The organism is Arthrobacter sp. C2 (assembly GCA_024207135.1).
GTDB lineage: Bacteria > Actinomycetota > Actinomycetes > Actinomycetales > Micrococcaceae > Paeniglutamicibacter.
Genome location: CP042428.1, coordinates 2660932 through 2685837 on the forward strand (window position 1 = coordinate 2660932; position 24906 = coordinate 2685837).

Below are 24906 nucleotides of genomic sequence, written 5' to 3' on the forward strand. Positions count from 1 at the left end.
AGACCGGGCGGTTGCTCGTCTCGAGACGGTCGGGCGATTTCCCGTGTGGCTGCGGTGCCGGAATCTTTCAGCCAGCCATGTCCCACCTTCGTGACATGGTCTCGTACGTAGCGCTCAAGCCACCCCGGGCCCGGGCCTGTGTATCGTGTTTGCTGGAGACAGCGACTAATCAACACAACGAGGGGACCGGAGTGGCAGAGCTGAAGGATCCGAAGATGCCCAAGGAGGTGCTTGACAAGGGCACCGAAGTCATCGGGATCACCGATGAGTTCTGCCGGGAGCACCTGGACGCCAAGTACGCCCAGCTGTGCCACAACGTGGTCGGCAAGCTCGCGCGCAAGCGGCCCTCCCCGCTGCTGCGCGGGGACCTGCGGATCTGGGCCAGCGGGGTCATTTACTCGATGGCATCGCAGAACTTCCTGTTCGACAAGTCGCAGCCGATGCACCTGAGCGCGCAGCAATTGGGCGAGTTGCTTGGCGTCAAGAAGACCACCATGGGCAACAAGGGCAATATCGTGCGCAGCCTGCTGAAGATCGGGATGATGGATCCCGAATTCACGCATCCCGATTTGCTGAAGGACAACCCGCTGACCTGGATGCTGCTCGTTGACGGCATGCCGATGGATGTGCGCGGACTCCCGGTCGAGTTCCAGCGCCAGGCGTTCGACATGGGCCTGATCCCTTACGTACCCGGCGAGGAGGCCACCGATGGATAGCAATCCACTGGGTCTGCGAGAAATGTTCACCATCTTGGGGCAACGGCTGGAACAGCTGAGCCTGCCGGAGCTCCAGCGGGCGCTTCTCACCTATGCGGGCGACGTCCCCGCCGATGAACGACGCACCTTCCTGGACTTCTTCCTGTCCCCCGGCAACGTCTCCGAGGGGCAAATCCCATCGGCTCAGATTCCCGAGGTTGTCCGGAACCTGACGTGGCCGGTGGAATCCGACCCGCTGCTGACCGACATTGACGACTTCGCCCACCGGGTTGAAACAGGTCACTTCTTCCAGGGCTTCGGGTGGGACGACGAGATCTGCGACGAACGCTCCTTTGGCGATGATTCTTGGACGTACGAGATGTCTGACTACTTCCACGCAGCGAACGAGGCATTCGCCACGGGCAACCTCGGCCTTGCCAGGGCGGCCTACCGCAAACTCTTCGACACCCTGGATCTCGACGACGAGGTTGGAACCTTTTCCGGGCAGGAACCAGCGGTGGTGATGCTCGATGCCAACCTCAACGAGGCCATGAGCCAGTACCTGCGCGCCGTGTATGAAACCAGCTACCCCGATGAGCATGCCGGCGAACTGCTCAGGCAATGGACCAGGCTTCCGCTGCCGGGTGAGGAACCGAGCCTGCAGGACATCCGCGACTGCGCACCGGAGGATCTTCCCGACCTCGACGGCTTCCTGCCGTTGTGGGTCGGTCAGCTGTCCGACGGGGACCGCGGCAACAAGCTGGTCCGCGCGTTGCTGGTCGAGTCCGCGACCATGTCCGGCGGCCCGAGCGCCCTGGGGGATCTGGCACGGCAGCCCGGCCCGGGCCAGGGCAGTATGTTCCTGGAATGGGTCCTGGCACTGCGCTCCGCCTCGGAAACAGCCCAGGCCGCGGGTGCCGCGCGTGAGGCGTTGGCCGCGGAGGCGATCGGTTCCTACAGCCGGGCAGCCATCGCCGAGGAGTTGGCCGAACTCAGCGGGCCGGACGCCGGAGCCGTCCTGGAAGCCAGACGCGTAGCCTGGCGCAGCCGCCCCAGCGAGACCCGCCTGCTGGTGCTGCACCATGCCGCCGCGCAGCTCGGCGATCCGTCACGGGTCATGGCCGAAGAGCTGGCTTACGCCGATTCCAACCCGCAGTCCGAGCCGTTGGGACGATCGTTCTTCAGCTGCCTGTTGCTGCTCTCCGGCGAGCTTCAGCGCGCCACGCGGCTGTTGTCGCTGCCGCCCGCCGAACGCGAGAACGAAGTCTCCGGTTCAGTTCTCGTGCCCTACCTGCTGGTTTCCGCCTCCAACGCGTTTGCTGGCGGCCAGGAGGCGATCGACTGGGCACACAACTACCTGGAAAAAGTTGATCGGGGCATCATGATGCTCCGGCGGATCGGGGAACCGGGCCAGGAAGGGTTCCCGACGCTCTCCGAACTGTTCGCGGAACGGATTCGCGCCGAAGCGGCGGACCCCGCGGCTTTGGAGTCCCGGCTCGAGGCAGCGCTGGGTCAGCTCGGCCGGGACGTCGATGCAATCGTGTCGGACAAGCGCCGCGGTGAATACCAAAAAGCTGCCGAATGGCTGGCCGACGGTGCATTGGCGCTGTCGCTGGCCCGCGGGGGCGAAGCCGGTGTGCACTGGTTCCGGGACTGGTCCACCCGCTACCCGCGGCATGTTGCATTCCGCAGGGAGCTGGAGCGGGCTTGGCCCGGCGCGGCACCGACGAACTAAAATTTCTTGGTTTCGGCCCGGCCAGCGGCCTCCGGGTGCGATCATCCGGGAGCCGTGCAAGTACAACGAGGCCGTCTCTCGCTCCAGGGCAAGCCGCAACGCGTGGAGGTGCAGCACTTCAGTTTCAGAAGCCGGAGAACACCTTGTACGTGTAGTCGCTGCCCCGGCGAAGCGCCTCGACGTAGATCCGCTCGTCGTTCCCACGCATCCCTATGAGCTCGCCGTTGTCCAGAACATAGGGGTAGCCCGGGATGCCGCGCTCATGCCACGGGGCCAGAGACTCGCCTGCTTCGAAGAGCGACGGGGGTGACATCCGCGGTCAGGTAAGTCTCCAGAGCCGCTGCGCTGATGGCCTTGAATAGCGGGGTGTAGCCCCGCCGCCTTGCCCGCCGCGACTGCACGGGGGGCCAAGCACGTTTACGGGATGAATGGAGAAGGTAGCATGGTGGGTGGCCGCCTTGAAGAAAAAATAGTTTTGCTCACGGGCATCGGATCCGGCATGGGCCGGGCGACCGCCCGGCTGTTCGCTTCCGAAGGCGCCACCGTCGTGGGCTGCGACCTCGATGCAGCGGGAGCCGCGGAGACCGTGAGGTTCTTCGAGGCCGAGGGCGGCTCGATCGAGTCAAGCGCGCCAGTGGATCTGGGCACCCGCGAAGAGATCGACCGCTGAATCGCCGACGTGATCCAGAGCGACGGCCGCATCGACGTGCGCTACAACAACGCTAGTAAGCCCAAATTCGCCCCGTTCGCCCAGATGGGCGGCGAGGATTACCGGTTCACCATGCAGAACGAGCTGGACCTGGTCTGTCATGCCTGCCAAGCGCCCTGGCCGCAACTGGCCAAGATCGGCGGTGCCATCGTGAACATCGGCTCCTTTACGGGAATCCAGGGCGCACGAGCGCTGCCGCAAGCCGCGCATGCGGCAGCGAAAGGTGTTGTCATTGCCCTGACCCGGCAGCTGACCGCCGAGGGCGTGGCCGTGGGAGTGCGCGTCAATTGTGCGAGCCCCGTGGTCATGGCGATCCCTCCCGTACTAGTGATGTTCGAGCAGTGCGGCGAGAACGCACCTGTCGCGCCGGTCCTCAAGCGCACGATCGACGGCAAGCCCGGGGATCCGCTGGCCGTCACGTACGCCGGCCTCCATCGGGCCTCCGACGAAACCAAATGGGTCACCGGATCCCACCATGTCGCCGACGACGGGGCCCACGCGGTGATGTAGCGCCTGGGGCCATATGCATTCGTCCCTCGCGCACGCGAATGCAATGCGCATTGACCCCTGATTTCGCATCTTGGGTTGGAGGCCATTTCGTTTGGAAGTGCTGGAAGAATTGCTCAGCCTTCGCAAAGACACAACCAGAGCGCTCGGGGTTGATTCGCGTATGACCACCGTCGGGATCGATACCGGCACGAACCACGGAGAAACCTGGACAGCCAGTGGTGAGCCCGCGCGAGCAGTTCCGCTGGCCCTTCGCCGCCGAGGAAAAGAGCACCGGTGCGCGACCCAGCCCACAGCCCTGAGGCAAAGTCGGATGCGTTCTAAAAGACGCTTGGCAAGGTTACTTGTGGCAAGTAACCTTGTATATGCGGAGTTTGAGCCGATTATCCTCGACAGTGCTCGCCGGCATGGTGTCTCGGATGGTGCAATGCTCCACGCGCGCCGTTTCCCTGTCCGGCATTTCGTTCAAAATGACTCGATGACCATGTTCATCGGGCCCGATGAGACGGGCACCCTTGTCGAGGTAGGGGTGGTGGAATGGCATGGTGTCACCGCCATCGCCCATGCCATGCGTCCGGCCCGATCCAAATATTTGAGGTGATTCATCATGACTCGACGTTCCATCGAAGAAATCAAGGCCCGCGCCGAAGAGCTCGCCAACGCTTTCGAAAACTATGATCCGAAATCTGGTGACCAGGACGCTCCGGTGCCACCGGCGTTGGCCGTCAAGCTCGCCGCCTGGCGGCGCGACACCGCCGAACATGAACTCGCCGAGGCCGTGCGTGCTGCACGTGAACAGCGGATGTCGTGGCGCGAAGTCGGTAAAGCGATCGGCACCAGCGGCGAGGCCGCACGCCAACGCTACAGCGCCAGCGCATAATCCGTCCGCAACGCAGGCATGGCAACCGCTCGTTCGCCATTGCATCGGAGCGAATGCGCGGAACCAGAATTCGACGAGACCGCGCCCATTGAAGAGCAGTACTAAAGTCGAGCGCGCTCCTTGAAGCAGCTTTACTCGTCAGCGGCCCAGTGCTGCATGGGATCGGCGATGTCGCCCAATTGGGTCGTGGCAAAGTCGCGCAGCGCGCGGATCTTGGCGTTGCCGAGCGACCCGGACTGGAAAACGAGCTGGACGGCATTCTCCGGCAGCTCGTCTGCGATGCGTTTGTAGACCAATTTGTGCCCGTCGTAGGTCTTGTCCCCGCTGGGCCTGCCCATGATCACGGTGTACCCCAGGCCGCGGCCCACCACCGAGCGGATCGTCTCGACGTTGCGCAAGCGCCACCGGACATTTGGAGTGAAGCCCGCAGCCTCCGTCATGGCCATGATCAAATCCGGTGCCGGCTTGAGTCCCAGCAGCACTGCCGGCTCGTCCCCGAGCTCGGCAAAGTAGACCTCCTCGCGATCGGCCAGCCGGTGGTTGGCCGGAAGCACCAGCTGCAGGCGCACTGCCGCGACCAATGCGCGTTCCAGGTCGGTGTCCACGTGCAACTGGTACATGAAGGCGGCATCCAGTTCTCCTTGCTGCAGCCGGCGCTGGAGCTCGTCGGAGGAGGCCTCGGACACCAGGACCTCGACCTGCGGGTGATGCTCCGCGAAGTACTCAAGCACCGGCGGCACCAGCCACGGGGACAGGGTGTCAAAGCAGCCAATCGTCAAGGTGCCGACGAGCTCACCCCGGATGGCGCCGGCCGAGGCCTCGAGCGCCTGGGCGGAGGCAAGCACCTGCCTTGCATTCTCGACCAGTTCGCGCCCGGCCACGGTGAGTGCGGCACCCTTGGCCCGCCGGCGAACCAGCAGCTGCACCCCGAGCGTTTTTTCCAGCGTGCTTAGGGCCACCGATAGCGAGCCTGCCGTCATGTGCAGGCGTTGCGCGGCAGCGGCCAAGGTGCCTTCTTCCGCCACGACAAGGAAGATTTCCAGCTGGCGCAGGGTCACGGCAAGCAAAGTTGACTCCTTCAAACAAGATCAATCATTAGTTTCGATTTTCACAGTATATGTTCTGGGTCATAGTTGACTCCAAGACCTTCCCCTTTCAGGAGCATTCATGGACCTCTCTCCCCGAGTCATCACCCTTGGCACCGCCGGCGGCCCCCGCTGGTGGGGCGCCCGTTCTGCCGGCAGGCGGCGCAACGGCATTGCCACCGCTGTCGTCGTCGGCACGGCCGTCTACCTTGTCGACTGCGGCCGCGGGGCCAGCGGCCAGTTCGCCGAGGCCGGGCTGGACCCGAACCAGTTGCGCGGGATCTTCCTGACCCACCTTCACTCGGACCACACCGTGGACATGGCCGGCATGCTGCTCTTCGGCTGGATGATGACCGGCCAGCGCCAGGGCGCCCCGGTGCGCATCGTGGGCCCGGGCGACCGCGGCATGCTTCCCCCGGTGAACCAGCACGCGGAAGGCGACGTCAAACCGCTCTTCGCCGACACCCCGACCGCCGGCACCAAGGACATGGTCGAGCATCTCTTCCGTGCCTATTCGGCGGATTTGACCGACCGCATGCTCGACTCGCTGCGCCCCTCGCCGTACACGGTGTTCGAGGCCTGCGACATCGCGATCCCCGCGGAGACCGGCTACCATCCGAACGAGAATGCCACCCCCGAGGGCATGGAACCGTTCACGATCTACACGGACGAACTGGTCACCGTCACTGCCACACTCGTGGCCCATCCCCCGGTGGCCCCGGCGTTCGCCTTCCGCTTCGACACCGCCGAAGGCTCGGTCACCATCTCCGGGGACACCGCCCCCTGCGCCAACCTCGTGCGCTTGGCGCGGGACACCGACCTGCTCCTGCACGAGGCCATCGACATGGACTGGGCCGCCAACTCCTACGCGGACGTCGACGAGGCAACCCGCGCCGCGACCATCGAACACCACCGCAAGTCGCACACCACCCCACGGCAGGCCGGCGAGCTGGCCACCGCCGCGGGGGCCCGGGCGCTGGCCCTGCACCACCTGGTGCCGGGCAACGCCGAACCCGCCGTCTGGCGGTCCGCCGAGGAGACCTTCGCCGGACCGGTGTTTGTCCCGGACGACCTCGAGACGATCAGTTTTGCCCGCCCGCGCAACGAAGCGCTTGCGGTCGCCACCAGCACACAGAAGGACTAGGAACCATGTCACACGACACCACCACGGCCCCGGCCGTTGCCGAGACGTCGCTGAACACGCCGCACATGCGGCGGATCCTTGCCTCCAGCTTCGTGGGCAGCGCGGTCGAGTACTACGATTTCCTGCTCTATGCGACGGCCGCCGCAGTGGTCTTCAACAAGGTCTTCTTCGTCAACCTTGACGCAGGCTGGGCCACCTTCGCTTCCTTCGGCACCCTGGCCGCCGGCTACGCAGCACGCCCGATCGGCGGGGCCATCTTCGGGCACTACGGCGACCGCCTGGGCCGCAAGAAGATGCTGATCCTCTCCATGGTGATGATGGGCGTGGCCACCACCGCGATGGGCCTGCTGCCCACCGCCGCCACCATCGGCGTGCTGGCACCGGTCCTGCTGATCACCCTGCGCGTCATCCAGGGCATCGCCGTGGGCGGTGAATGGGGCGGCGCGATGCTGATAGCGCTGGAGCAGGCGCCCAAGGGCAAGCGCGGCTTCGCCGCAAGCTTCGCCAACATGGGCGCCCCTGCCGGTGCCGCGTTGGCGACGTTGGCCATGTCCGCCGCGACCTTGCTGCCCGACGAGCAGTTCCTGTCCTGGGGCTGGCGTATCCCGTTCCTGCTCAGCGCCGCCTTGGTTGCCTTGGCCCTGGTCATTCGCCTCAAGGTCTCCGAAAGCCCGCTCTTCCAGAACCTGGAGCAGGAAGCCGACCGTCGACGCATGCCGATCCTCGAGGTGTTCACCCGCCACCCAAGGCAGCTGACCCTGGGCATCCTGGCCGGTGTCGCACAGTTCACGATGGCCGGCATGGTCACCGTCTGGGCGGTCAGCGAGGCCGTCGCCAACGGCGCCGACAAGACCGGTGTGCTCAACGCCAAGGCCATTGCCGCAGCGGCAATGCTGATCGCCACGATCGTCAGCGCCCGGCTCTGTGACAGGTTTGGGCGCAAGAAGATCCTGCTGATCGGCATCGTTGCGGGCATGGCGGCGGTCTTCCCGATCCTGAACCTGGTGGAGACCGGCACCGTGACAGGGTACGCGACGGCGGTGATCATGGGCCAGGCGATCCAGGGATTCATGTTCGGCCCGCTGGCCGCCTTCATTGCGGAGATGTTCCCGACCCGCGTTCGCTACACCGGCTCCTCCATTGCCTACCAGGCGTCCTCGACCATCGGTGCCGGGTTCACCCCGATGATTGCCGCGGGCATCATGGCGGCCACCGCGGGCGCGGTGGTCCTCGGAGCAGGCTGGATCTCGGTCCTCGCCATCTGCGCGATTGCCGTGATGCTCGCACCCGAGGGTCGCAAGCGCGAGCTGTCAGCCATCTAACCAACACGCGAATTTCCGCACATGACGTCTAACGGCGGGGGTGGATGAACCGGTCGTAGTTCATCCACCCCCGCCGCGTTGGCCATGACAAGGAATCGCTCCGGAGCTTCGCCCGGCGCCGAGCCTACAGCTCGATGCCGAGGGTCTCTCGCAGGGTCAGCACCGTGCTCGCGCCGACCAGCAGCAGCACGATGGTGTAGATCCCGAAGTAGATGTGCCCGGCATCCCCGAACCGCAGCGCCATCCCGGCCTGCAGGTAGGCAGCGGTGCCACCGAAAGCGGCAACGGATACGGCGTACGGGATGGCAATCCCGATGGTGCGCACCGATGCCGGGAAAAGCTCGGGGTAGACGGCAGGGACAATCAACGTGGTCGCACCGATGACCACGAGCATCATGGCTATGGCCACGCCCAGTTGCCAGACCGAGTCCTTGACGAACCAGGTCGCGGGGAAGAAGCACGCCGCCGAGCCCAATGCACCGATCAACAGCACCGGCTAGCCGCCGATGCGGTCCGAGAGCTTGCCCCACGTTGGCCAGCACCCCTGCCCACAGCGCCCTACTCGGGTCCATGCCCAGCACGTTGATGGCATAGGCCGGGGTGGAGACCTCCCACACCCAATAGACCACGGTGGCTCCCACCGTCAGGCCCATGATCTGCAATGCCGGACGCCAGTTCCGGGCGATGTCAACGAGGAAGCTCGGCTTTGCGGGAGCCTGCCCGGCTCTGGCCGCCACGAAGTGTGGGAACCCCTGCTGTGGCCCGGTGGTGCGGTACCGGCTGGGCCGACCCATCGCCGAGATAGAAGCGCATGAGGTCATACGCCGTAGCGTGGGGGTGAAGTTGTTGGCTTGCACCGTGCCGGGGTGTCCTGGGCGCGCAGCGCCCCTATGCGGCGGTCAGTGATGCACCTAGTAGATAAGGGGTCTCCACTCCCCCTGCCGGTAGCGCAATCGCCAATAATCGCGCCTACGTCAGCACGAGCGTTCTGAAGGTCACCACCAGTTCGCCAAGCTCCGAATGTTTGCTGAAGTCGATTGCCTTCGCCCTACGGATGGTCACCCCGCGCGGGACTTGGCCGGATCCTGCCCCGTAGGCCTCCTCAAGACCGGCTCCTCTCCCCTGCTTCGCGCACTGGAAAACTCCCGCCGACGGTAGGCCGGGCAGAGTTCGCACTTTGCTTGCTGACATGTACAACCGACCGGCAGAAGTCATGGAGGACCCGGAAACGGCAATGCAGCAGCCCGTCCAGCATCTGTTGGCATCCAAGAAAAATTGGGGCCGTGGTCTCGAGTGCCTTGGGTGAGTAATCTGTGTGTCCTCATGTCTGCCTCCTCCCAAGGAAGAAATGACAGACCAGGACTCAGTTGGCCTTCCCCGAAGTCGTACCTTGCGCTTGCCCAGATTGCTGCCGTAGTCCGATCAGCTGGGGCGAACTTTTTCAACGCTGACTTATCCACTTCGGCGACGCAGGTGGCTCTGAGCTCGTCGTCTAACCCGACAACCAACAACTTCCAATAATTGTCGGCCAGTCCCGTTTCGAACTCATGGCGGCTAAGGAAGAAGGAAAGACGACCTCTGCGAGTGGTAGATTTCACTTCGAAATGCCATTCGCAGTCCTGGATTGAGGCTGAAACGTCGTATCCGAATCCGTCGTCCCTTGCGGCCACATGATGGATTGCGCCCGGCCACTTGGCCTCGAGGAGCATGCATAAGGCAATTTCTCCGGCATTTCCTATCTGTGCACGACGCGCCAAATCAATTTTTCCGCTAATTCTGCGTACGACGCGAAAGCCTGAGCTGGGAGGGAGCCCCAGCAGTTCCTGCCACCTATTTATGTCCTGGGGCAGGTCATCGCTGCTGTGAACCAGCACGTCCGAATTTTCCAGCCAAGGGGGGTTAGAGGCCTCCAAGAGACTGGCCAAAAGGCATTCTTTCCTGCCCTGTGAAGTCATTTTCTGTAGCGTGTCGGACCGGCCCAAGGTGTTAACTGTCAGGTCCGTCCATCGCAGCGAGTGCAGCCAATCGAGGGCAGTGGAGTATTGCGTTGGAGTCAGATCCGCGTATCGGGAGTTGGATCGAATAACCATCGAGGCCTGAGATTCAGTGGAACGCCCTAGCAAGTCAAGCCATCTGGCTGCGGCGATGAGTACTCCTTCAGCGGGGATCATCGATTCAAGTAGGTGGAGAGGGCAGCAAGGTCGGACAGGTCCATTCCGATAGATTCGTCGATTTCTTCTTCGAGGTCCCCGAGAACACGCACGTTGGGATCGTCGAGAATGCCGCCCATGAATTCCAGTTTCCGGGCAAGCCGATCTTCGACTAGCTCATCGATAGTCCCTGAGGCTGACAAGATGGTGATCTTCGTAATCGTTGACGGAGCAAGACCGAGCCGATGGATGCGATCCAGGCTTTGGAGGAACCGGCCGGCGGAAAAATCACGGTCTACGTAAACGGCGTCATGACACTCATGATGGAGACTGACACCTTCGCCCAGTGTTGCGGGGTTGGACAGCAGGACAGCGCAGGTGGGATCCTCCCGGAAGCGTTTGAGTTCTGCTTCCCGGTCGATGGTTCCTCCATGGATCAAGGCGGGGTTGAAGTCCACGAGTATCCTCTCTAGCGACTTCAGGTTTCGCACGAAAGTCGACCAAATGAGAGTTTTTCTTCCTGTGGCAGCATTCTTTTCCACTATGCTGCGTACTTCCTGGTATTTAGGGTTGAGCTCATAGAGTGGCAGGTCCCGAAGAAGTTCCATGGCGGAAGTGTTCTCGGGGACCTGATAGGGCGGCACACGGTATGGCAAAGCTTCGTGTTTGTCCGAGCCAACGGCAAGAAGTGCGGGCGAAGTGGCAGCCATCAACAGATACAGCAGGATTCTTCCCAGAGCGGCCATGTCACCGGCCTCGGATGCTGAAGCAAGTCTTCCTTGGCCGAGAAGTGCATCGTATATTTCCCGGTGCAGCGGCGGAAGTTCGACCCGGCGGATGGATACCTCAACTGGGGGCAAATTCAATTCGGACTTCGTTGTCCGGGTAAAAAGTGGCTTGAGGGCCTGGCTCGCAATCGAAAGATCGTCGTAGGCTACCGCCCGCTGAACAGTTGCTCGCCCTTGCCCTGGCCACACAAATGAGAAGAGGCTTTCTAGGTCCTTTGCCCCGTTGGGAGCTGGTGTACCGGTCAAGATGAGACGATTCGTCGCGTAGGGGCCAAGAGTAAGGCACGCGCTCCCCCAGGCTCCCGAACTCCCAAGTTTCATCCGGTGGGCTTCGTCAAGGACCAAGAGGGTTGAAGCAGCTTTCATCCACGAAATAAGCGGCGGAATTGAATTGGAAAGACGCTCGTAGTTGACCAAGAGAATGTCGACCTCCGGAGGAGGACCCCCGGTCCACACATGGGTAGTTATCCGGGTACCACTAAAGCAGACCCCGGCTTCATATACCCAGCTTTCGAATGCAGATTTAGGGCTCACCACGAGCATGCGATCGATCGATCCACTCCCACGACGGGTCGCGTAGACCGCCATGGTCGCCCGGGTCTTTCCTGCGCCTGGAACACTGAAGTTTGCGCCGTGATTGAGCGCCATAAGCTTAGAGAGATCACGGGTTTGGTGCTCCGTAAGCGGAGCAATCCAGTTGGATGGCAGGGTGGGAACCGACAGCGGACCGGACTCTTCGGTTCTAAGACGCGCTTCTACCACAGTGGAGTCCTGGACGTTTCCTTCGACGAGCCTGAGGAGAGTGCCGTCCCAGCGGACATCAACATCTTCTTGAGGCCATCTCGCTAGTTCACGGAGATTGACGAGGAAGTCATCGATTTCAACGCTGACTGATGTTTTGTGCAAGCTCAAACTTGTCGAAAAGTGCGTGGTCAGCATCCGAAGATGCGGCGCGTTTTTTTCATCGCACGAAAGATCAATTCGCCCTGCCGTGAGAGAAAACCGGAGGTCGAGCACTCTAGTTTTCCGCCCCTATCTCGACTCGGGTTATCGCTTGAAGCCACCGAACGCCGTCTGTCACTTCGCTGGAGCCTCGGCTGACAATCTGTGCAAGCTTGTGCAGATTCTCTCGGATTGCTCCTATGCCGTCTTCCAGGTCTGACATGCTGAAGTTGCCTGTAGCTTTAGCAACCCCGACAGCTTCCAGGGCCAGCTCCAAAGCATCGTTTGCATCGGACAGCCGGTCAGCTGCTGCTAGTTTCCTCTTCAGTACCCTGCCCTGACGGCCGGCTAGATCCAACCCATCGTCAAGGGCAGTCTGTGTGGTTGTAAGTAATTGCTGTGCTGCCGCCCGCTCCATGATGGATACATCGGCGTGGGGCTGAGTTGCTGCCCTCGCTTGGAGCACGGCGGTGGTTGAGGCTTTCAATGCTTCGACCATCGCGCTCGGGCCTGGCGCCGTCAATTGCGTGCCCGGAATGCGCACGGTGCTTCCCTGGGTCGAGGACAGCTCCGGCATAAGCGGCTTAGCGTATTTTCCGAGAAAATCAGACTCGATCAACCGGAGATCGGTCTTGGATTTATTGAGTGCTATGGCCAACAGGCGCTGTTCTCTCAGCGCTTCCGCTTCATCCGGTGCCTTTACCTTGAGGGCGGAATAGGACCGGTAGAGTTCCTCGAGTTTCCCCTGCTGTTCTTCAAAATCCACTAAACGCAGGGAAACGGGCAGGCCGTCCGATGCCACGATCCGGCTCCTGTCGATGGCTTCGCGGACGAGGCTCAAGATCCATAGATGGCGTTCAAGAGTTGCCGCCTTGATTCGGAAGTCAGTCGTGATCTCATGGGCAGGTCGTCCCTGTTGGATCCTTTCCTCAATGGCCAGTAGGAAGTTCATGAACGAGTAGTCGCGCTTGTGGTCTTTTCTCAATTGCAGAGCAAGCTCTATGGAACGAAGATCATCCAGGCCTGCATCCGGAGGAAGGACTCCGACGCGGATGTGCTCCTGCTTCAGCTCCGAAAGCGCCGCCCGGCGTGTGTTGCCGTTGATCAGGACACCGTTACGCGTTATGAGGCCCGGGTCGCTTTGACCGTGGACCTTCAGGTCCTCTTTAAGTACCTCAAAGGCGGGATCTACGGACTCCGGGTTTGTGGGATCACCTTTGAGCAGTTGATGGAGGTACGCCTGGCCAAGATCGCCATACGGATCGTTGTCCAGGTCTTGGTCCTTGACGCTGTCGATACTCCGCTGGGCACGAATACGATGAGTTGCGGGGTTGTAGTACAAAATTTCCACCGGCATGGAAATGACTGGCAAGTGCGTCGAGCTTCCGCGCCATTCAATCGAGACAGTCTCATGGACTCCCTCTGTGGACCGGTTCGCAGCTAAACGCTCCTCGATAATGGCTTTGTTGTCCTGCGCACGCCTTGGCACGTTGCTCACAGTCATCCCCCTTAAAGTAAAGTTCCCAATTTCATCCTAATGTGTTGCCCCCGGTCAATCTTCAGGGGACACCCAAACCGCCAGACATGTCTGCATTGTCCATAAGGCATAAATCAATCATGATTGACGTCATGAACCTTCCCGACTGGAGAACAAGCAACGCTGGGACACGCGTCCGGGCTGCCCTATGGCTGGCATCAGAGATTGGCGAGGGGGGCGTCTTTACGAAAGCCCGGCTCCGGGAAGCGTTTCCGGGAGTCGAACAGATTGATCGCCGTATGCGGGATCTAAGAAAGGACGACTGGATCATTGCAACGTACGCGCAAGAACGCTCACTGGCCGTGGACGAGCTCCGGCTGGTCAAGATCGGTGGCCCTGTCTGGGAAGTCGGGTATAAATCCACAACAACCCGAACCGCCAGCAACCGTGAGCGCCGGGAGACTCTTGCCAGGGACAACTTTGCTTGTGTCTTCTGCGGCATAGGCGCCGGAGAATCCTACAGTGACGATCCGGCTCGTTCGGGACAGTTGAGCGTTACCTGGTGCGGGTCGGCTGGGCCAGCAGGACGTTATGTGACTTCTTGCAAACTGTGCCGCAATCCGCTTGACGGAGCCGACTCAGGTAATGACGCTTTTGAGGCCGCCGCACGGCTCGACCCTGCTGAAACTCAGGTGCTAGCCCAGTGGATAGCCGTCGGCTACAGGACGCCGCAAAAACTCGATAAGACCTGGACTCTTGTGAGGCTGCTTTCGAAGGCGCAGCGCGACGATCTACTACATCGACTTAAAACGATCACCTAAATAGGATCCAAGGCGCGTCAGGCGACCAAACCATCACAGATGACATGAGATGATGGGCCGCATGGTTGCAACCTCCCCCGCCCTCAACGTGCCCGAAATCTGCGCCGGAGCGGGAGGTCAATCCGTCGGCATGGAAAAGGCAGGATATCGGACACTCCCTCGCGGCGGATCTCGATATTGATGCAGCCGCGACCCTTCGCCTGAACCGTCCTGATTGGAATGTGCATCAGGGCGACGTCCGGGAAATCAGTGGACGGGGTTACAAAGGCATTGATCTCTAGGCCGGTGGAATTCCCTGCCCGCCTTTCAGCATTGCCGGCAAGCAGCTGGGCGCTGATGACGAACGCGACCTTTTCCCCGCAGCGCTCCGCCTTGTCCGCGAACCGTCACTTACAGCCGTACTACTCGAAAACGCAAGGGGCTTGGCCTCGGCTCGGTTCACTCCGGACCGCCAGTTAATCTTGGAGGCCCTCGACAAGCCGGGTTACGACTCTGACTGGCAGCTGTTTAACTCAAGCGAGCTTGGGGTCCCCCAGTTGCGTCCCCGGGGCCCAGGGCACTCCCCCGACGGTGGGCGGCGTCCTGTGGCCGTTGATGAAAAGCGGAGGCTGGCCACGCGCAGAGGCATGGGCAGCGAGAGCCAACTACATTGCTCCAACAGTTGTAGGAGGCTCGAAAAAACACGGCGGCGCCGACCTCGGTCCCACCCGTGCGAAGGCCGCGTGGCTGCAGCTCGGGGCCGACGGCAAGGGAATCGCAAATGAAGTGCCTGCCCCTGACACAGCCCTCAACCATGTACCGCGACTGACGAACGAAATGGTAGCGCGCGTCTAGGGGTTTCCCCAGAGTGGCAGTTCGCAGGTCGCAAAACCTCCGTTTACCGCCAGACCGACAACGCCTTTCCCCCGCTTGTCGCATGCGCGATCGGAAGTTTCATTGCGCATGCCCTCGGCGTAAAGAGCCACTCGAACAACATGGAAATCGATTTGGTCGACAGGTATTTTCAAGCCGTTAGCTAAATTTCATTTTCCTTTCGGATCTCGCCAGCCTTGACTGATATTCCTAACGACCGCGCCGCAACAAGTCGTTTTCGACAGCGAGTATCCATTCCCTGTCTCCGACTCGGATCTCAACCAAGGCCTTTCCCTTTGAATCAGTGCCTCGCTCTTCAGCCTCAAAGTAAGGCCAGCCATCTCTGGCCTGCGCAACGGCGTCCCGCGTTTTAACCACATGGCACCATCCCAATGGCTGGATCTGCTCGGCACCCTGCACGTTTCAAAATTCTTTTCCATCCCTCAACATTGCTGCGGCCTTAAAGCCACGGGCTGTTCTTGCGCCCAATGCTCACTAGCGGCCGCATTTGAACAACCGACGTTCAATTCGTTGTCGTCAAACCAAAGGGGTGAGTTGGCGACGGGTGGGACGATCAGCCTCGTTCTATACGGTGATTTGGCATCCCAGAGGATCGTCTACGTTTGAACTTTCTCGAGCGTTGATCGCACGCTTTCAAGGGTATCTCCGTGGGGGTGCATCCAATCAGGGGCGGCACCAGGGCGCACCTCCAACCAGGCCGTTTCATTAGCGCCAGAGCCCGTATGCTGCCCCATACGGCCGATGACATGCTCTTTGATGACACTTTTCGGCAGCAACCATGCGTGTATTTTGAAAGGTGAGATTCCCAGGCAGAGACAATATGCATAGTCCTGGTCGCGAATTTGCTGGAACTTATAGAAGCCCACGTCCCAAAGGGTGGACATCTTTATTTGGATTAGATGTCCATTGATCCAACGATCCCCTTGTCCATCTGGAGCTCCCTCTACAAAAAGTCCAACAGCACGCGCCCATTCAGTTATCAAGGTCTTCCCAACCCGACCCTTGGTGGCCGAAGGAACTCCTCGAATCCATTCGAAAGAACTCCCCGTCCATGCGTCGTTCCGCACGATCTCCCCAAGAAGCTTTTCGGAGGCGGAGGTCATGATCTTATAGTCACTTAAAGTCATTACGCTAGCCCCCGTTTGGATGGACTAGCGGCATAAATCCGAACCTCCTCCTCCATGTCGGCAGAGCTTCTCAGATGGGGACTGAGTCGCGCCTTGATGGTGACTAACGACTCAGGATTTTGATCGATCATTACAAATTTCCTTCCGAGGTCATGCGCCACCGCTCCCGTAGTTCCACTTCCTGCAAAAAAATCGAGAACCCAATCGCCTGGCTCGCTACTAGCTTGAATAATCCGCCGAAGGATGCCTTCCGGTTTTTGGGTAGGATACCCTGTTTTTTCCTTCCCCATTGTCGACACAATAGTGTGCCACCAGACATCGCTGGGAAGAACATCTGTGGCTGACGGCCTAAGACTCAGGCCCGGAGTCTTATACGGTTCTCCATCAACGTCCCGTGTGTTGAAAATGTAGTTCTCTGAGTTCTTCACATAGACCAATATATTGTCATGCTTTGTTGGCCATTTCGTTCGGGCTCTTGCGCCATAATCGTACGCCCAAATAATTTCATTCAAAAAGCAGTTACTTCCGAATATCGAATCCAAATAGACCTTGGCGTAATGCACTTCACGGTAATCAAGGTGCAAATACAAGGTCCCGTCGTCGGTCAACAGCCGCCAGGCTTCCATCAAACGTGGCTTCAGGAAAGCCCAATAGTCATCAAAAGTATCGTCGTAGGCTAACTTCGCGCCCTTGACCGTTTCGTACCTCTCGCCCTTGAAACCTAACCTGTTACCAGTAGCAGATCGCATCGTTTTCAACGAGTGCCGAACTTGAGTTTTTCCGGTGTTAAATGGCGGGTCAATGTAGATCAGTCGGAAAGTTTCATCCGGCAAAGAACGAAGTACGCCCAAATTGTCACCTTCAACAACCAGGCTCGGTCCGGAGTGACTCCAGCTCAGAGTCGTTTGATTTTCACGTGCTGTCGCATCAATCATGATGACGACCCTACTTCCTACCGGTCCATAGCTACGACAACGACAGTCCCAACCGCCCCCCCCTATCTTGGCGGCCGTTCCATTCTCGAAAACGAACGATTAATGAGACCGGTTGACCCCTCTCGCGGGGTCTTTAGGAGTTCGCGGCACGACTGTAGACTTCAACGTCTAGTGGCGGCATTCTCAGCCTGAGCTCCCCCGGTGACTAACTGTCAGTGCTGCATGGCACTGTGGGAGGCGCACCACACAAGGTCCCGGTAACTGCCCCGTAATGAGAAGATAGACGACATGAACACCACCAACTCCCTTTCCGTACTTGAAATCTGCGCTGGTGCAGGTGGCCAGTCAGTTGGCCTGGAAAAGGCCGGCTTCGGCCATGCTTTGGCAGTCGAGATCGACAAGGACGCGGCGGCAACGCTGAAGCTCAACCGTGAGGCATGGAACGTCCACCATGGGGACGTTCGGGAGATCAACGGCAAGGACTACAAGGGTGTGGATTTGCTCGCCGGCGGTGTGCCGTGTCCTCCATTCAGCGTTGCGGGAAAGCAGCTTGGTGCTGACGATGAGCGTGACTTGTTCCCGGAAGCATTGAGGCTCGTCAAAGAAGCCAATCCGTCGGCGGTCATGCTTGAAAACGTTAAGGGGCTAGCTTCGGCTAGGTTTGCGACCTACCGACAGTCGATTCTGGATGAACTCAAAGAGCTTGGGTACCATGCGGATTGGCAGCTGTTTTATTCGAGTGAGTTTGGCGTGGCCCAGCTGCGCCCCCGTTTTATCCTGGTGGCTGTCAAAACCCGCTTTCAGAAGAAGTTTGCTTGGCCCGCGCCGCAAGGTACTCCGCCGACGGTCGGTGAAGTTTTGCTGCCATACATGGCTAGTGGTGGCTGGGCCGGGGCGGAAGCATGGGCGGCCAAGGCTAACAGTGTTGCCCCGACCGTCGTGGGCGGTTCCAAGAAGCACGGCGGAGCCGATCTCGGCCCGACTCGCGCCAAGGCCGGATGGCTGCAGCTCGGCGTCGATGGCAAGGGAGTTGCTAACGAGGTTCCAGGGCCGGATACTCCTTTCGACCACATTCCGCGTCTGACCAACCAGATGGTCGCCCGAATCCAGGGCTTCCCTCCGGAGTGGCAGTTCTCCGGACTGAAGACATCCGTATACCGTCAGATCGGCAACGCGTTCCCGCCGCCGGTTGCTACAGCTATCGGGACATCGATCGCAACCGCGCTGGGCGTCAAAGCGGCGGCTAAGAAATACGATTCGGCGGATGTAGTACGCCATCTTCGTGCCGTGAGCTAGGGCTGCTAAACGAAACTCGCTCCCGTTCGTGTTTGCGTGGGCAAGCCTCAGCGCTGAACGTGGAGGTGAGCAGATCTCAACCATTCGGGTAGGCGTATCGCAGCACGACGCATCCATCTAACCTCTCACGACTCATTCGGCAGAATTGATGCAGCGACTCCCTGGCGCATAGCGGTCGTGACACGCGATCTGACATCGACATGCAGAAGTGTCGAGGTGCGAGAGCACGGTTGCATTCTGTAGTCTCAGACGGTGAATCAGTCATTTGAAGTCTTCGTTCCCAAACCAGACCCCGCTCTTGATGAGGTCGCCGCTGAGCTGAAACGGCTCGACCCTGAAGGTGTACGTTGGGCAGCCGTAATTCGGCACACGTATGACATGATTTATAACGGCCAGGAATCGGGGCGTTATCGCTGGGATCAGTTAATGAAGACTGAAAAGACTCATTTCGGGACTGTCCTGGAAATTAATGCCCAAAGAGAATTTGAGTTTGAAGATGGGGATAAAACCGATTACAGGATTGCTGGCCATCAAGTTGATGCGAAGTGGAGTCAAGACTGGGGTAAGTGGATGCTCCCCCCGGAGGTTTTCGGTGAGCTAGCGTTGGTTGTAACAGCTAGCGATGAGAAATCTGTCTGGTCCCTTGGGCTCATCCGCATAACGGCAGATGTCCGCCATGAAAAAGACAATCGCGATAAGAAGAGTCGGCTCAACAAGTTTGGGCGTGATAACGTCGCTTGGGTCTGGATGGATGCGCCACTTCGTCCAAACGTCCTTTTACAGCTTCCAGAAAGCATCGTTGAAGACATTCTGGACCATCCGCACGGCACCCAGCGGACTCACCGCCTCTTCAGAGCGACCGCGGACATGATCGTTCACCGCAACATCGTTGCCACCGTAGGTCATCAGTTAGACCCGCAAAAGAGAGTGCGCTACAATGGAGGGTCCAGATCTGCCTTGCAGCCTGAAGGCATCATCATCCTCAGCGGGCTTTATCATCGGCAATTGGCCGAGGATCTTGGCATTGCGGTTCCCCTCCAAGATGAGTACATTTCAGTTCGCGTTACGCCATCCACTGACGCCACAGGGGCTGTAATCAATGGCCGTCGGTGGCGGCGCGCTCGGCCGGATGAGGCAATCGACGAGCCTGCCCCCATCATCGAGGAACCGCGACGAGGCGATCGCAATAGCTAAAGCGACAAGGTTTGAATGATGGGCTGGATCCCCGAGCTCAGTTGCTTGGATGACACTGCTGGTTGGTTTCGACAGGCAGTGATGTTAATTCGAAGCATCGGATAGCGGGTGTGGAGCGAATCGGTAGCACCCGTGGGTGCATCGGATTGCTGCGAAATAGCGCCTCTTGGTAGTGCTGATCCGACGACCTGGTGTGTAATTGCCAAATAGCGTCTGATGGTACCGGTGTTCCGGCGACCAACAGGTCGGAACGGGAGTACCGTCTGGCCCTATTTGGCATCTATCTCGCCGACGGAGAAGGATTTCGTGTATTGGCGTGGCTTTCGGTACGGGTGTGTCACGAAGCGGAACACCTGTGCGGGTGCGGGCATCAGACAAGACATAGAAGAGTCCAAGTCGTCAGAACAGTAGTACCTTCAGACGCTATCTGGCAGGTGGTCGCTTCATTGTGGCCAGCCACCCCTACCGGCCAATTGCAAATCTCACGGAACATGTCTAGGGAACTCACAATCACCGAATACACCTAACGGAAATTGCAATAAACAATATGAGGAGATCGCAAATCTTGTAAATCATAAGGAATCCAATATCCTGTCATAGATATACTGTAATATTGGTGGCAGTCTATCAAACTTGTTTCTTCTGTAATCATTTTTCCATTCACTGAGCAAGTCGGGTGAAGCAAGATCGAAAAGTCTAACCGTCTCCCGTCCCTTATCGTCGAGAGTTTGAATTGGAGTTGGCCTACGGTTATCATTCATGAATCCACCGCAAAGATGGTTATCCAATTTATCAAGATACGGATGAACTAAAGTAAATTCCGTAGAATAATAAATCGAATTTTTTATATTTTTCGAGGTGGGAACCACAGGGTCATAGCGAGATTTGAAGTGCTGGTTGCAGCTGCTGCACGCGACTATCCAATTCATGGTTTCGAATGTCCACCGAGGATACGTCTCTTTGGGTGCAAAGTGGTCAATATCGATTCCGCGACGGGCCAGAACGTGCCCGATCTTTGCTAAGCAAAAAGCGCATCGATGATTCTGCGAAGTCAAAGCCCAAGCTCTGAAGCTATCTTTAAGGTCTTCTAGCTCATTTGCTGAACTGTCCCATGACCGTTGGCCACCGGTTCGCGAAACTCCAACTGTTGATGAGGCTGAAATTTTCGGCTTAGATAACTGGCGCATCTAGTTCTCCCCACTACCGAGCAATTCGCGAACTTGACCAATCACATCGTTCAAGTCTTTCGTGTCCGGTCCGGATAAAATCTCTAGCCGACGCAGGCTTCGCGCGACTTCAGCGTCCGGAAAATCACCCAAACCGGCAATATATTCCAGCAGAATCTGCAAATCGTCTTGAACCAACGAGTTCCCACTGATTCGGGCCCTAAAAACGCGGTAAAGGATGTTTTCGACAGAGCGTCCCTGAAAAGGCTCATCAAATTGCACAAAATCACCCCACTTGGCACCCGGGACAAGCAGATCGCTGCCGTCTGAGACAATATACGGGGAATGGGTGGCAATGACGAAGTGGCAACGATAATTCGACGGGATCGATTCGTTGAGAAGTGGAATATAGCGGTGCTGCCAATTTGGATGTAGTCCAGATTCTGGCTCATCAATAAGGACCAGCGCCCCAGGCTCGATATTCGCAACTATTCGGGCGAATGTAGAGATAATTATTTGCTGACCAGCGCTAAGTGATGTGAAATTGAATGTTCCATATTTCCCAGTAAATGTCGATTCGACCTTACCCAAACTCAGTATTCTAAATAATTGAGAAATTTTGGATGGGCTGACTTCATACTTATAAGACATGTCTAAAACTTTTTCAATTGATCTACCGAACTTGAAACTGTCTTCTTCGTCGATACCAAAATGTCTTATTGCTTCCTCGACATCCTGAGCTAGTCCGGAAATTTCTACATTAGCTGAATCCAAAAGTTGAGATATTAAAGCACTTCTAGTGCCCTTGGGTTTTTCCAAAATTTCTGAAATTCTATAAATAACGTTTGGTTTGCTTATTTCCGCCTTGTTCGCTGCTTCGAAAGTGAATCCAAATTTCGTCATTTGAATTTCTGATAGAAGAGGTTGGATCCACTCCAGCTTTGCCGGTGTTCCTTCAAAGTCCAAGAGTGAATCGCACGTCGTTTGTGCAAGGGATCCAGTAAACACATTGTTGGTTGCCCCGCGCAATCCTAGGTACTTGTATCCACCTATGGTGCCGGTGTCGTACGGAAATGAATCCTGTACCAGGTTCGAGATTGCAAGGAGGCTGGTGTTATCCGGAAAGCTCCCAGGGGCCTTGTCCTGGTCGAATCTAAGTTCCCAAGACGTCAATCCTTTGGTCTCTCGCCTAAACTGATGGGCAATGCTTCCAAGCAAATGGCTTTTCCCGGCACCATTTGCGCCAATAACAACTGTGAACTTATTTTCCAATCGCCTGTTTTTAATATTTTCGGTTGGCATCGAAAACGTGCCGATCTTTGACACAAATTTAGTTCGCAATTTATTTCTTTCTTTCGTTGAGAAGTGATGTAGATATTTGTTCGAAATCCACTTCGCTATCTCATGAGTATCATTCTATATTTGTGACGAAACTTTTATAGCTAGTGCAAGTTTTGTCGGCTACTCGGATGTCATTCTCTTTAGAATACTCGCTATTTTGGCTCGCCGGGTTTCAAAACTCACACGCAATACTATTGAATCTTTTGTTACGCTCGTAGACTCTTAGCTGGATTGGTTTGTGTCGTATAGATCCGCACACTTCGCGGGCGCGAAAGCTAGTTTTTCCTTCTAGTTATTCCCCCATGCTATTGTCCCGTTGGAGACGGTCACGTCGGCGAAGGCGATCCCATCCTCGTGCATTAAATTCAACGCCTTCGACTCGGAGGCTCCTCGCTGCCTCCTATCTCTCCACATAATCGACCGCTTTTGACCTTGAAATTCGGCGTTGCGGCCCGGGGCAAGCCACAGAAATGGAACTTGGTATCCATTAGGTTGATGGGGGCAGCTTCCCCTGTTCTTGACCGGTGCAGCCACGTACGTTTCGTGGCAGAATTCTCTTGGAAGACCTAGCCCGAGGGTTTCATGAGGGCTGGCGTCATTGTCCGTCTTTAACGAAGAAAAGATGACCTGAACTGGGACAATAGGAGTGTCTAAGCTTTATATCTACCGGTTCAAAGGGTCACCTTTCAGTGCACAACTCTACCCCAGTCTTCCCCGCCGTTCCGGCATCCCTCACCGGCCAGGCGCTGGTGTCCCACGCCGGGCTGGGGGTGCTCACCGGCTTGCTGAACGCCTTGGGTTTCCGGAAGCTCTGCGAGGACCGGTTCTCCCAATTCGTGCCTTCGACGGCGGTGCACCGGCCGGGAAGGATCCTCGGGACCCTGGCGGTGATGCTCGCCGCCGACGGCGAACAGGTCACCGACGTCGACCAGCTGCACGCCGCCCCCGGCACTGTTCGGTGCCGTCGCCTCGGAGGCGACGATCAGCCGGTTCATGGCCCGCGTCAAGGACCAGCCTGAGGCCTTCGCCCACGGGTTCGCCACGACGATGCAGCGAACCCTGCGACCCAAGGTCTGGGCGCGGCAGGCAAGCGGAACCCCGGGCGCCGGGCCACCGCGGCGGACCCGCTGATCATCGACATCGACGCGTCACTCGTGCACGTGCACTTTGGAGAAGGAAAAGGCTGTGGGAACCTACAAGGGCGGGTACGGGTTTTCGCCGCAGATCGCCATCGTCGATTACGGCCGGGACGACGGGACCGGGGAAATCCTCGCGGTGATGATGCGCCCGGGCAACGAGGGAGCCAAGCGCGCGGGACCACATCGAGGTGCTCACCCGGGCGTTGGCGCAGCTGCCGGACGGCTTCTACGACGGGCACGGGAACCTGCTCGGCGAGAAGATCCTCATCCGCACCGACAGTGCTAAATAGCGCCAGTGGGTACTCCCGTTCCGGCCTGCGCCTTGCGAGGTTACGCACAACACCCGTAGCATTTAGGCATATTTGTCACTGTGAGCGATGCTCGCAGTATGTCTGCCCCCTATCATTACTGCCATAGTTGACTACCACTTGGAGCGGCATACATGAAACCCGCGAGCATCCTTGCCAACGGCCAAGAATCGCTTACTGCACCTGAACGTGTGAGGCTCTCCCGGCCCCACTATGCTTCGAGCGCGCCTACCTTGATCAAGACCTTCGAGGAAACTGCCGAGTTTTGGGCCATGGCGAAAGCCTCCTCGGCTTCTACGAGCGGGTAGTCGTGGCTGATGACCCGCGCCAGGAACGGGTGCTCCGCCAACAATTCCACCGCCTCGTCCATCTCGGTCTCGAATCGCTGTGAACCAAACACCGTCAGCTCGCGCAGGCCCAGCTCCGAGAGCGAGATCGACGCCGCATCGCGGGGCAGGATCCCCAGCTGCACCACAGTCCCTCCGCGACAGGTCGCATCCAACACTATCTGCAGGCTCGCAGCGGCACCTGCGGCCTCCACGCTCACATCAAAGACGAGTGATACGGGGCTTTCTCCCTCCAGGATGTTGAAGGTCTCTTCAATGCCCATGGCCCTGGCCACTTCCAGCGCCCGCGGCTGCAGATCGGAAATCGCCACCGAAGCAGCGCCGCGCAGTTTCAACACCGCCGCCGCCAGCAATCCGATCGGCCCGGCGCCGCTGACGAAGCAGCGCGATCCCTCGATGCAGCCAGCTGCCCGGTCGATCCCGTGTATGGCGATTGCCAGCGGTTCGGCCAACGCGGCGGTGCGCAGGTTTAGCCCCTGGGGCAGTCGGCGCAGCTGTCGCGCCTGGACGTTCAGCACCTCAACCAGTCCGCCCTGGGTGTGCGGCGTGGTGCTCGCACTTCCCAGATAGGTGCCGCCCTGGACCAGGTGCATGCCCGTTGGCTTGGCACCGGGTTCGGGGCACGGCGTTGCCGGGTGGATCGCCACGGCGTCCCCAACGCTCCAGCCAGTGACATCTTCCCCCAGCTCACGCACGCGCCCGACCACTTCGTGGCCTAGGACCAGCGGTTCCTTGACCTCGAAGGACCCATTGCGGCCATGCTGCCAATAGTGCAAATCGGACCCGCAGATCCCGCCGTAGGCGATATCCACGGCCACCTCGCCCGGTCCCACCGGGGATTCCGGGACCTCTTCCACGCGCAGGTCCTTGGGTCCGTGCACCACTACTGCCTTCATTACAACTCCTTGGTTTTTGTCTATCTGGT

General features: G+C 58.8%; 20 protein-coding genes and 2 pseudogenes. 12 read left to right on the forward strand and 10 right to left on the reverse strand.

From position 1 onward, the window contains the following. Positions 1-191: 191 nt before the first annotated feature. Complete coding sequence (locus tag FPY90_RS12410; RefSeq protein WP_498681315.1) at positions 192-716, forward strand: DUF6398 domain-containing protein; 525 nt, start codon at positions 192-194, stop codon at positions 714-716. Beyond that, positions 709-2430 carry a hypothetical protein gene (locus FPY90_RS12415; RefSeq protein WP_498681317.1) on the forward strand — a complete coding sequence of 574 codons (1722 nt, stop codon included), beginning with the start codon at positions 709-711 and terminating at the stop codon, positions 2428-2430. The genes FPY90_RS12410 and FPY90_RS12415 overlap by 8 nt, the downstream gene beginning before the upstream one ends. A 124-nt stretch (positions 2431-2554) precedes the next feature. On the opposite strand, the gene FPY90_RS12420 is transcribed toward FPY90_RS12415, so the two are convergent. Next, entirely contained in the window at positions 2555-2743 is a 189-nt protein-coding gene (locus FPY90_RS12420; protein WP_498681319.1) for a hypothetical protein, read from the reverse strand. Between the two features lie 186 nt (positions 2744-2929). Here FPY90_RS12420 and FPY90_RS12425 point away from each other — a divergent pair. The 3 genes and pseudogenes from FPY90_RS12425 to FPY90_RS12435 all read left to right on the forward strand — a co-directional run bounded on the left by FPY90_RS12425 (position 2930) and on the right by FPY90_RS12435 (position 4526). Continuing rightward, a pseudogene (locus tag FPY90_RS12425) lies at positions 2930-3649 on the forward strand (SDR family NAD(P)-dependent oxidoreductase). A gap of 475 nt (positions 3650-4124) precedes the next feature. Next, a complete protein-coding gene (locus FPY90_RS12430; protein WP_498681320.1) occupies positions 4125-4247 on the forward strand; it encodes a hypothetical protein in 123 nt (40 codons plus the stop codon). 6 nt (positions 4248-4253) lie between these two features. Continuing rightward, positions 4254-4526: a hypothetical protein gene (locus FPY90_RS12435; RefSeq protein ID WP_498681322.1), complete on the forward strand. Its 273-nt coding sequence runs from the start codon at positions 4254-4256 to the stop codon at positions 4524-4526. A 131-nt stretch (positions 4527-4657) separates the two neighbouring features. On the opposite strand, the gene FPY90_RS12440 is transcribed toward FPY90_RS12435, so the two are convergent. Beyond that, a complete protein-coding gene (locus FPY90_RS12440; RefSeq protein WP_498685581.1) occupies positions 4658-5584 on the reverse strand; it encodes a LysR family transcriptional regulator in 927 nt (308 codons plus the stop codon). A gap of 109 nt (positions 5585-5693) precedes the next feature. Between FPY90_RS12440 and FPY90_RS12445 the strand changes: the two genes are divergently transcribed. Both FPY90_RS12445 and FPY90_RS12450 read left to right on the forward strand, forming a co-directional pair. Beyond that, the gene (locus FPY90_RS12445; protein WP_498681323.1) at positions 5694-6755 is read left to right on the forward strand and encodes an MBL fold metallo-hydrolase; all 1062 of its coding nucleotides are present in this window, start codon (positions 5694-5696) and stop codon (positions 6753-6755) included. 5 nt (positions 6756-6760) lie between these two features. Then, positions 6761-8077, forward strand: coding sequence for an MFS transporter (locus FPY90_RS12450; RefSeq protein ID WP_498681324.1), 1317 nt, complete (start codon positions 6761-6763; stop codon positions 8075-8077). Positions 8078-8201: 124 nt separating this feature from the next. On the opposite strand, the gene FPY90_RS12455 is transcribed toward FPY90_RS12450, so the two are convergent. From FPY90_RS12455 to FPY90_RS12470, 4 genes are all read right to left on the reverse strand, one after another. Beyond that, positions 8202-8570, reverse strand: coding sequence for a hypothetical protein (locus FPY90_RS12455; protein ID WP_498681326.1), 369 nt, complete (start codon positions 8568-8570; stop codon positions 8202-8204). A gap of 718 nt (positions 8571-9288) precedes the next feature. After that, the gene (locus tag FPY90_RS12460) at positions 9289-10248 is read right to left on the reverse strand and encodes a protein NO VEIN domain-containing protein (RefSeq protein WP_498681327.1); all 960 of its coding nucleotides are present in this window, start codon (positions 10246-10248) and stop codon (positions 9289-9291) included. Next, the gene (locus FPY90_RS12465) at positions 10245-11954 is read right to left on the reverse strand and encodes a DEAD/DEAH box helicase (RefSeq protein ID WP_498681329.1); all 1710 of its coding nucleotides are present in this window, start codon (positions 11952-11954) and stop codon (positions 10245-10247) included. Before FPY90_RS12465 ends, FPY90_RS12460 begins: the two co-directional genes overlap by 4 nt. Before the next feature lie 79 nt (positions 11955-12033). Next, positions 12034-13455: a ParB N-terminal domain-containing protein gene (locus FPY90_RS12470; RefSeq protein WP_498681331.1), complete on the reverse strand. Its 1422-nt coding sequence runs from the start codon at positions 13453-13455 to the stop codon at positions 12034-12036. A 119-nt stretch (positions 13456-13574) separates the two neighbouring features. Here FPY90_RS12470 and FPY90_RS12475 point away from each other — a divergent pair, with 119 nt between their 5' ends. Together FPY90_RS12475 and FPY90_RS12480 are read left to right on the forward strand one after the other, a co-directional pair. Beyond that, positions 13575-14255: a KpnI family restriction enzyme N-terminal domain-containing protein gene (locus FPY90_RS12475; protein WP_498681333.1), complete on the forward strand. Its 681-nt coding sequence runs from the start codon at positions 13575-13577 to the stop codon at positions 14253-14255. A 326-nt stretch (positions 14256-14581) separates the two neighbouring features. Then, positions 14582-15019 carry a DNA cytosine methyltransferase gene (locus FPY90_RS12480; protein WP_498685583.1) on the forward strand — a complete coding sequence of 146 codons (438 nt, stop codon included), beginning with the start codon at positions 14582-14584 and terminating at the stop codon, positions 15017-15019. 705 nt (positions 15020-15724) lie between these two features. Here FPY90_RS12480 and FPY90_RS12485 read toward each other — a convergent pair. Together FPY90_RS12485 and FPY90_RS12490 are read right to left on the reverse strand one after the other, a co-directional pair. Then, complete coding sequence (locus FPY90_RS12485) at positions 15725-16231, reverse strand: hypothetical protein (protein ID WP_498681334.1); 507 nt, start codon at positions 16229-16231, stop codon at positions 15725-15727. A gap of 23 nt (positions 16232-16254) precedes the next feature. Then, on the reverse strand, positions 16255-17190 hold the full coding sequence (locus FPY90_RS12490; protein ID WP_498681336.1) for a DNA-methyltransferase: 936 nt from the start codon (positions 17188-17190) through the stop codon (positions 16255-16257). A gap of 288 nt (positions 17191-17478) precedes the next feature. Between FPY90_RS12490 and FPY90_RS12495 the strand changes: the two genes are divergently transcribed. Continuing rightward, complete coding sequence (locus FPY90_RS12495) at positions 17479-18486, forward strand: DNA cytosine methyltransferase (RefSeq protein ID WP_498681337.1); 1008 nt, start codon at positions 17479-17481, stop codon at positions 18484-18486. A gap of 252 nt (positions 18487-18738) precedes the next feature. Next, entirely contained in the window at positions 18739-19680 is a 942-nt protein-coding gene (locus FPY90_RS12500) for a NaeI family type II restriction endonuclease (RefSeq protein ID WP_498681338.1), read from the forward strand. Positions 19681-20867: 1187 nt separating this feature from the next. Here FPY90_RS12500 and FPY90_RS12505 read toward each other — a convergent pair. Continuing rightward, the gene (locus tag FPY90_RS12505) at positions 20868-22148 is read right to left on the reverse strand and encodes an ATP-binding protein (RefSeq protein WP_498681340.1); all 1281 of its coding nucleotides are present in this window, start codon (positions 22146-22148) and stop codon (positions 20868-20870) included. Between the two features lie 728 nt (positions 22149-22876). Here FPY90_RS12505 and FPY90_RS12510 point away from each other — a divergent pair. Further along, positions 22877-23610: pseudogene (locus FPY90_RS12510) on the forward strand (transposase); the annotation flags it as partial. 235 nt (positions 23611-23845) lie between these two features. Here the strand turns inward: FPY90_RS12510 and FPY90_RS12515 are convergent. After that, positions 23846-24877 (reverse strand): L-idonate 5-dehydrogenase, encoded by a 1032-nt coding sequence (locus FPY90_RS12515; protein ID WP_498681341.1) that lies wholly within the window; start codon positions 24875-24877, stop codon positions 23846-23848. Positions 24878-24906 lie beyond the last annotated feature (29 nt).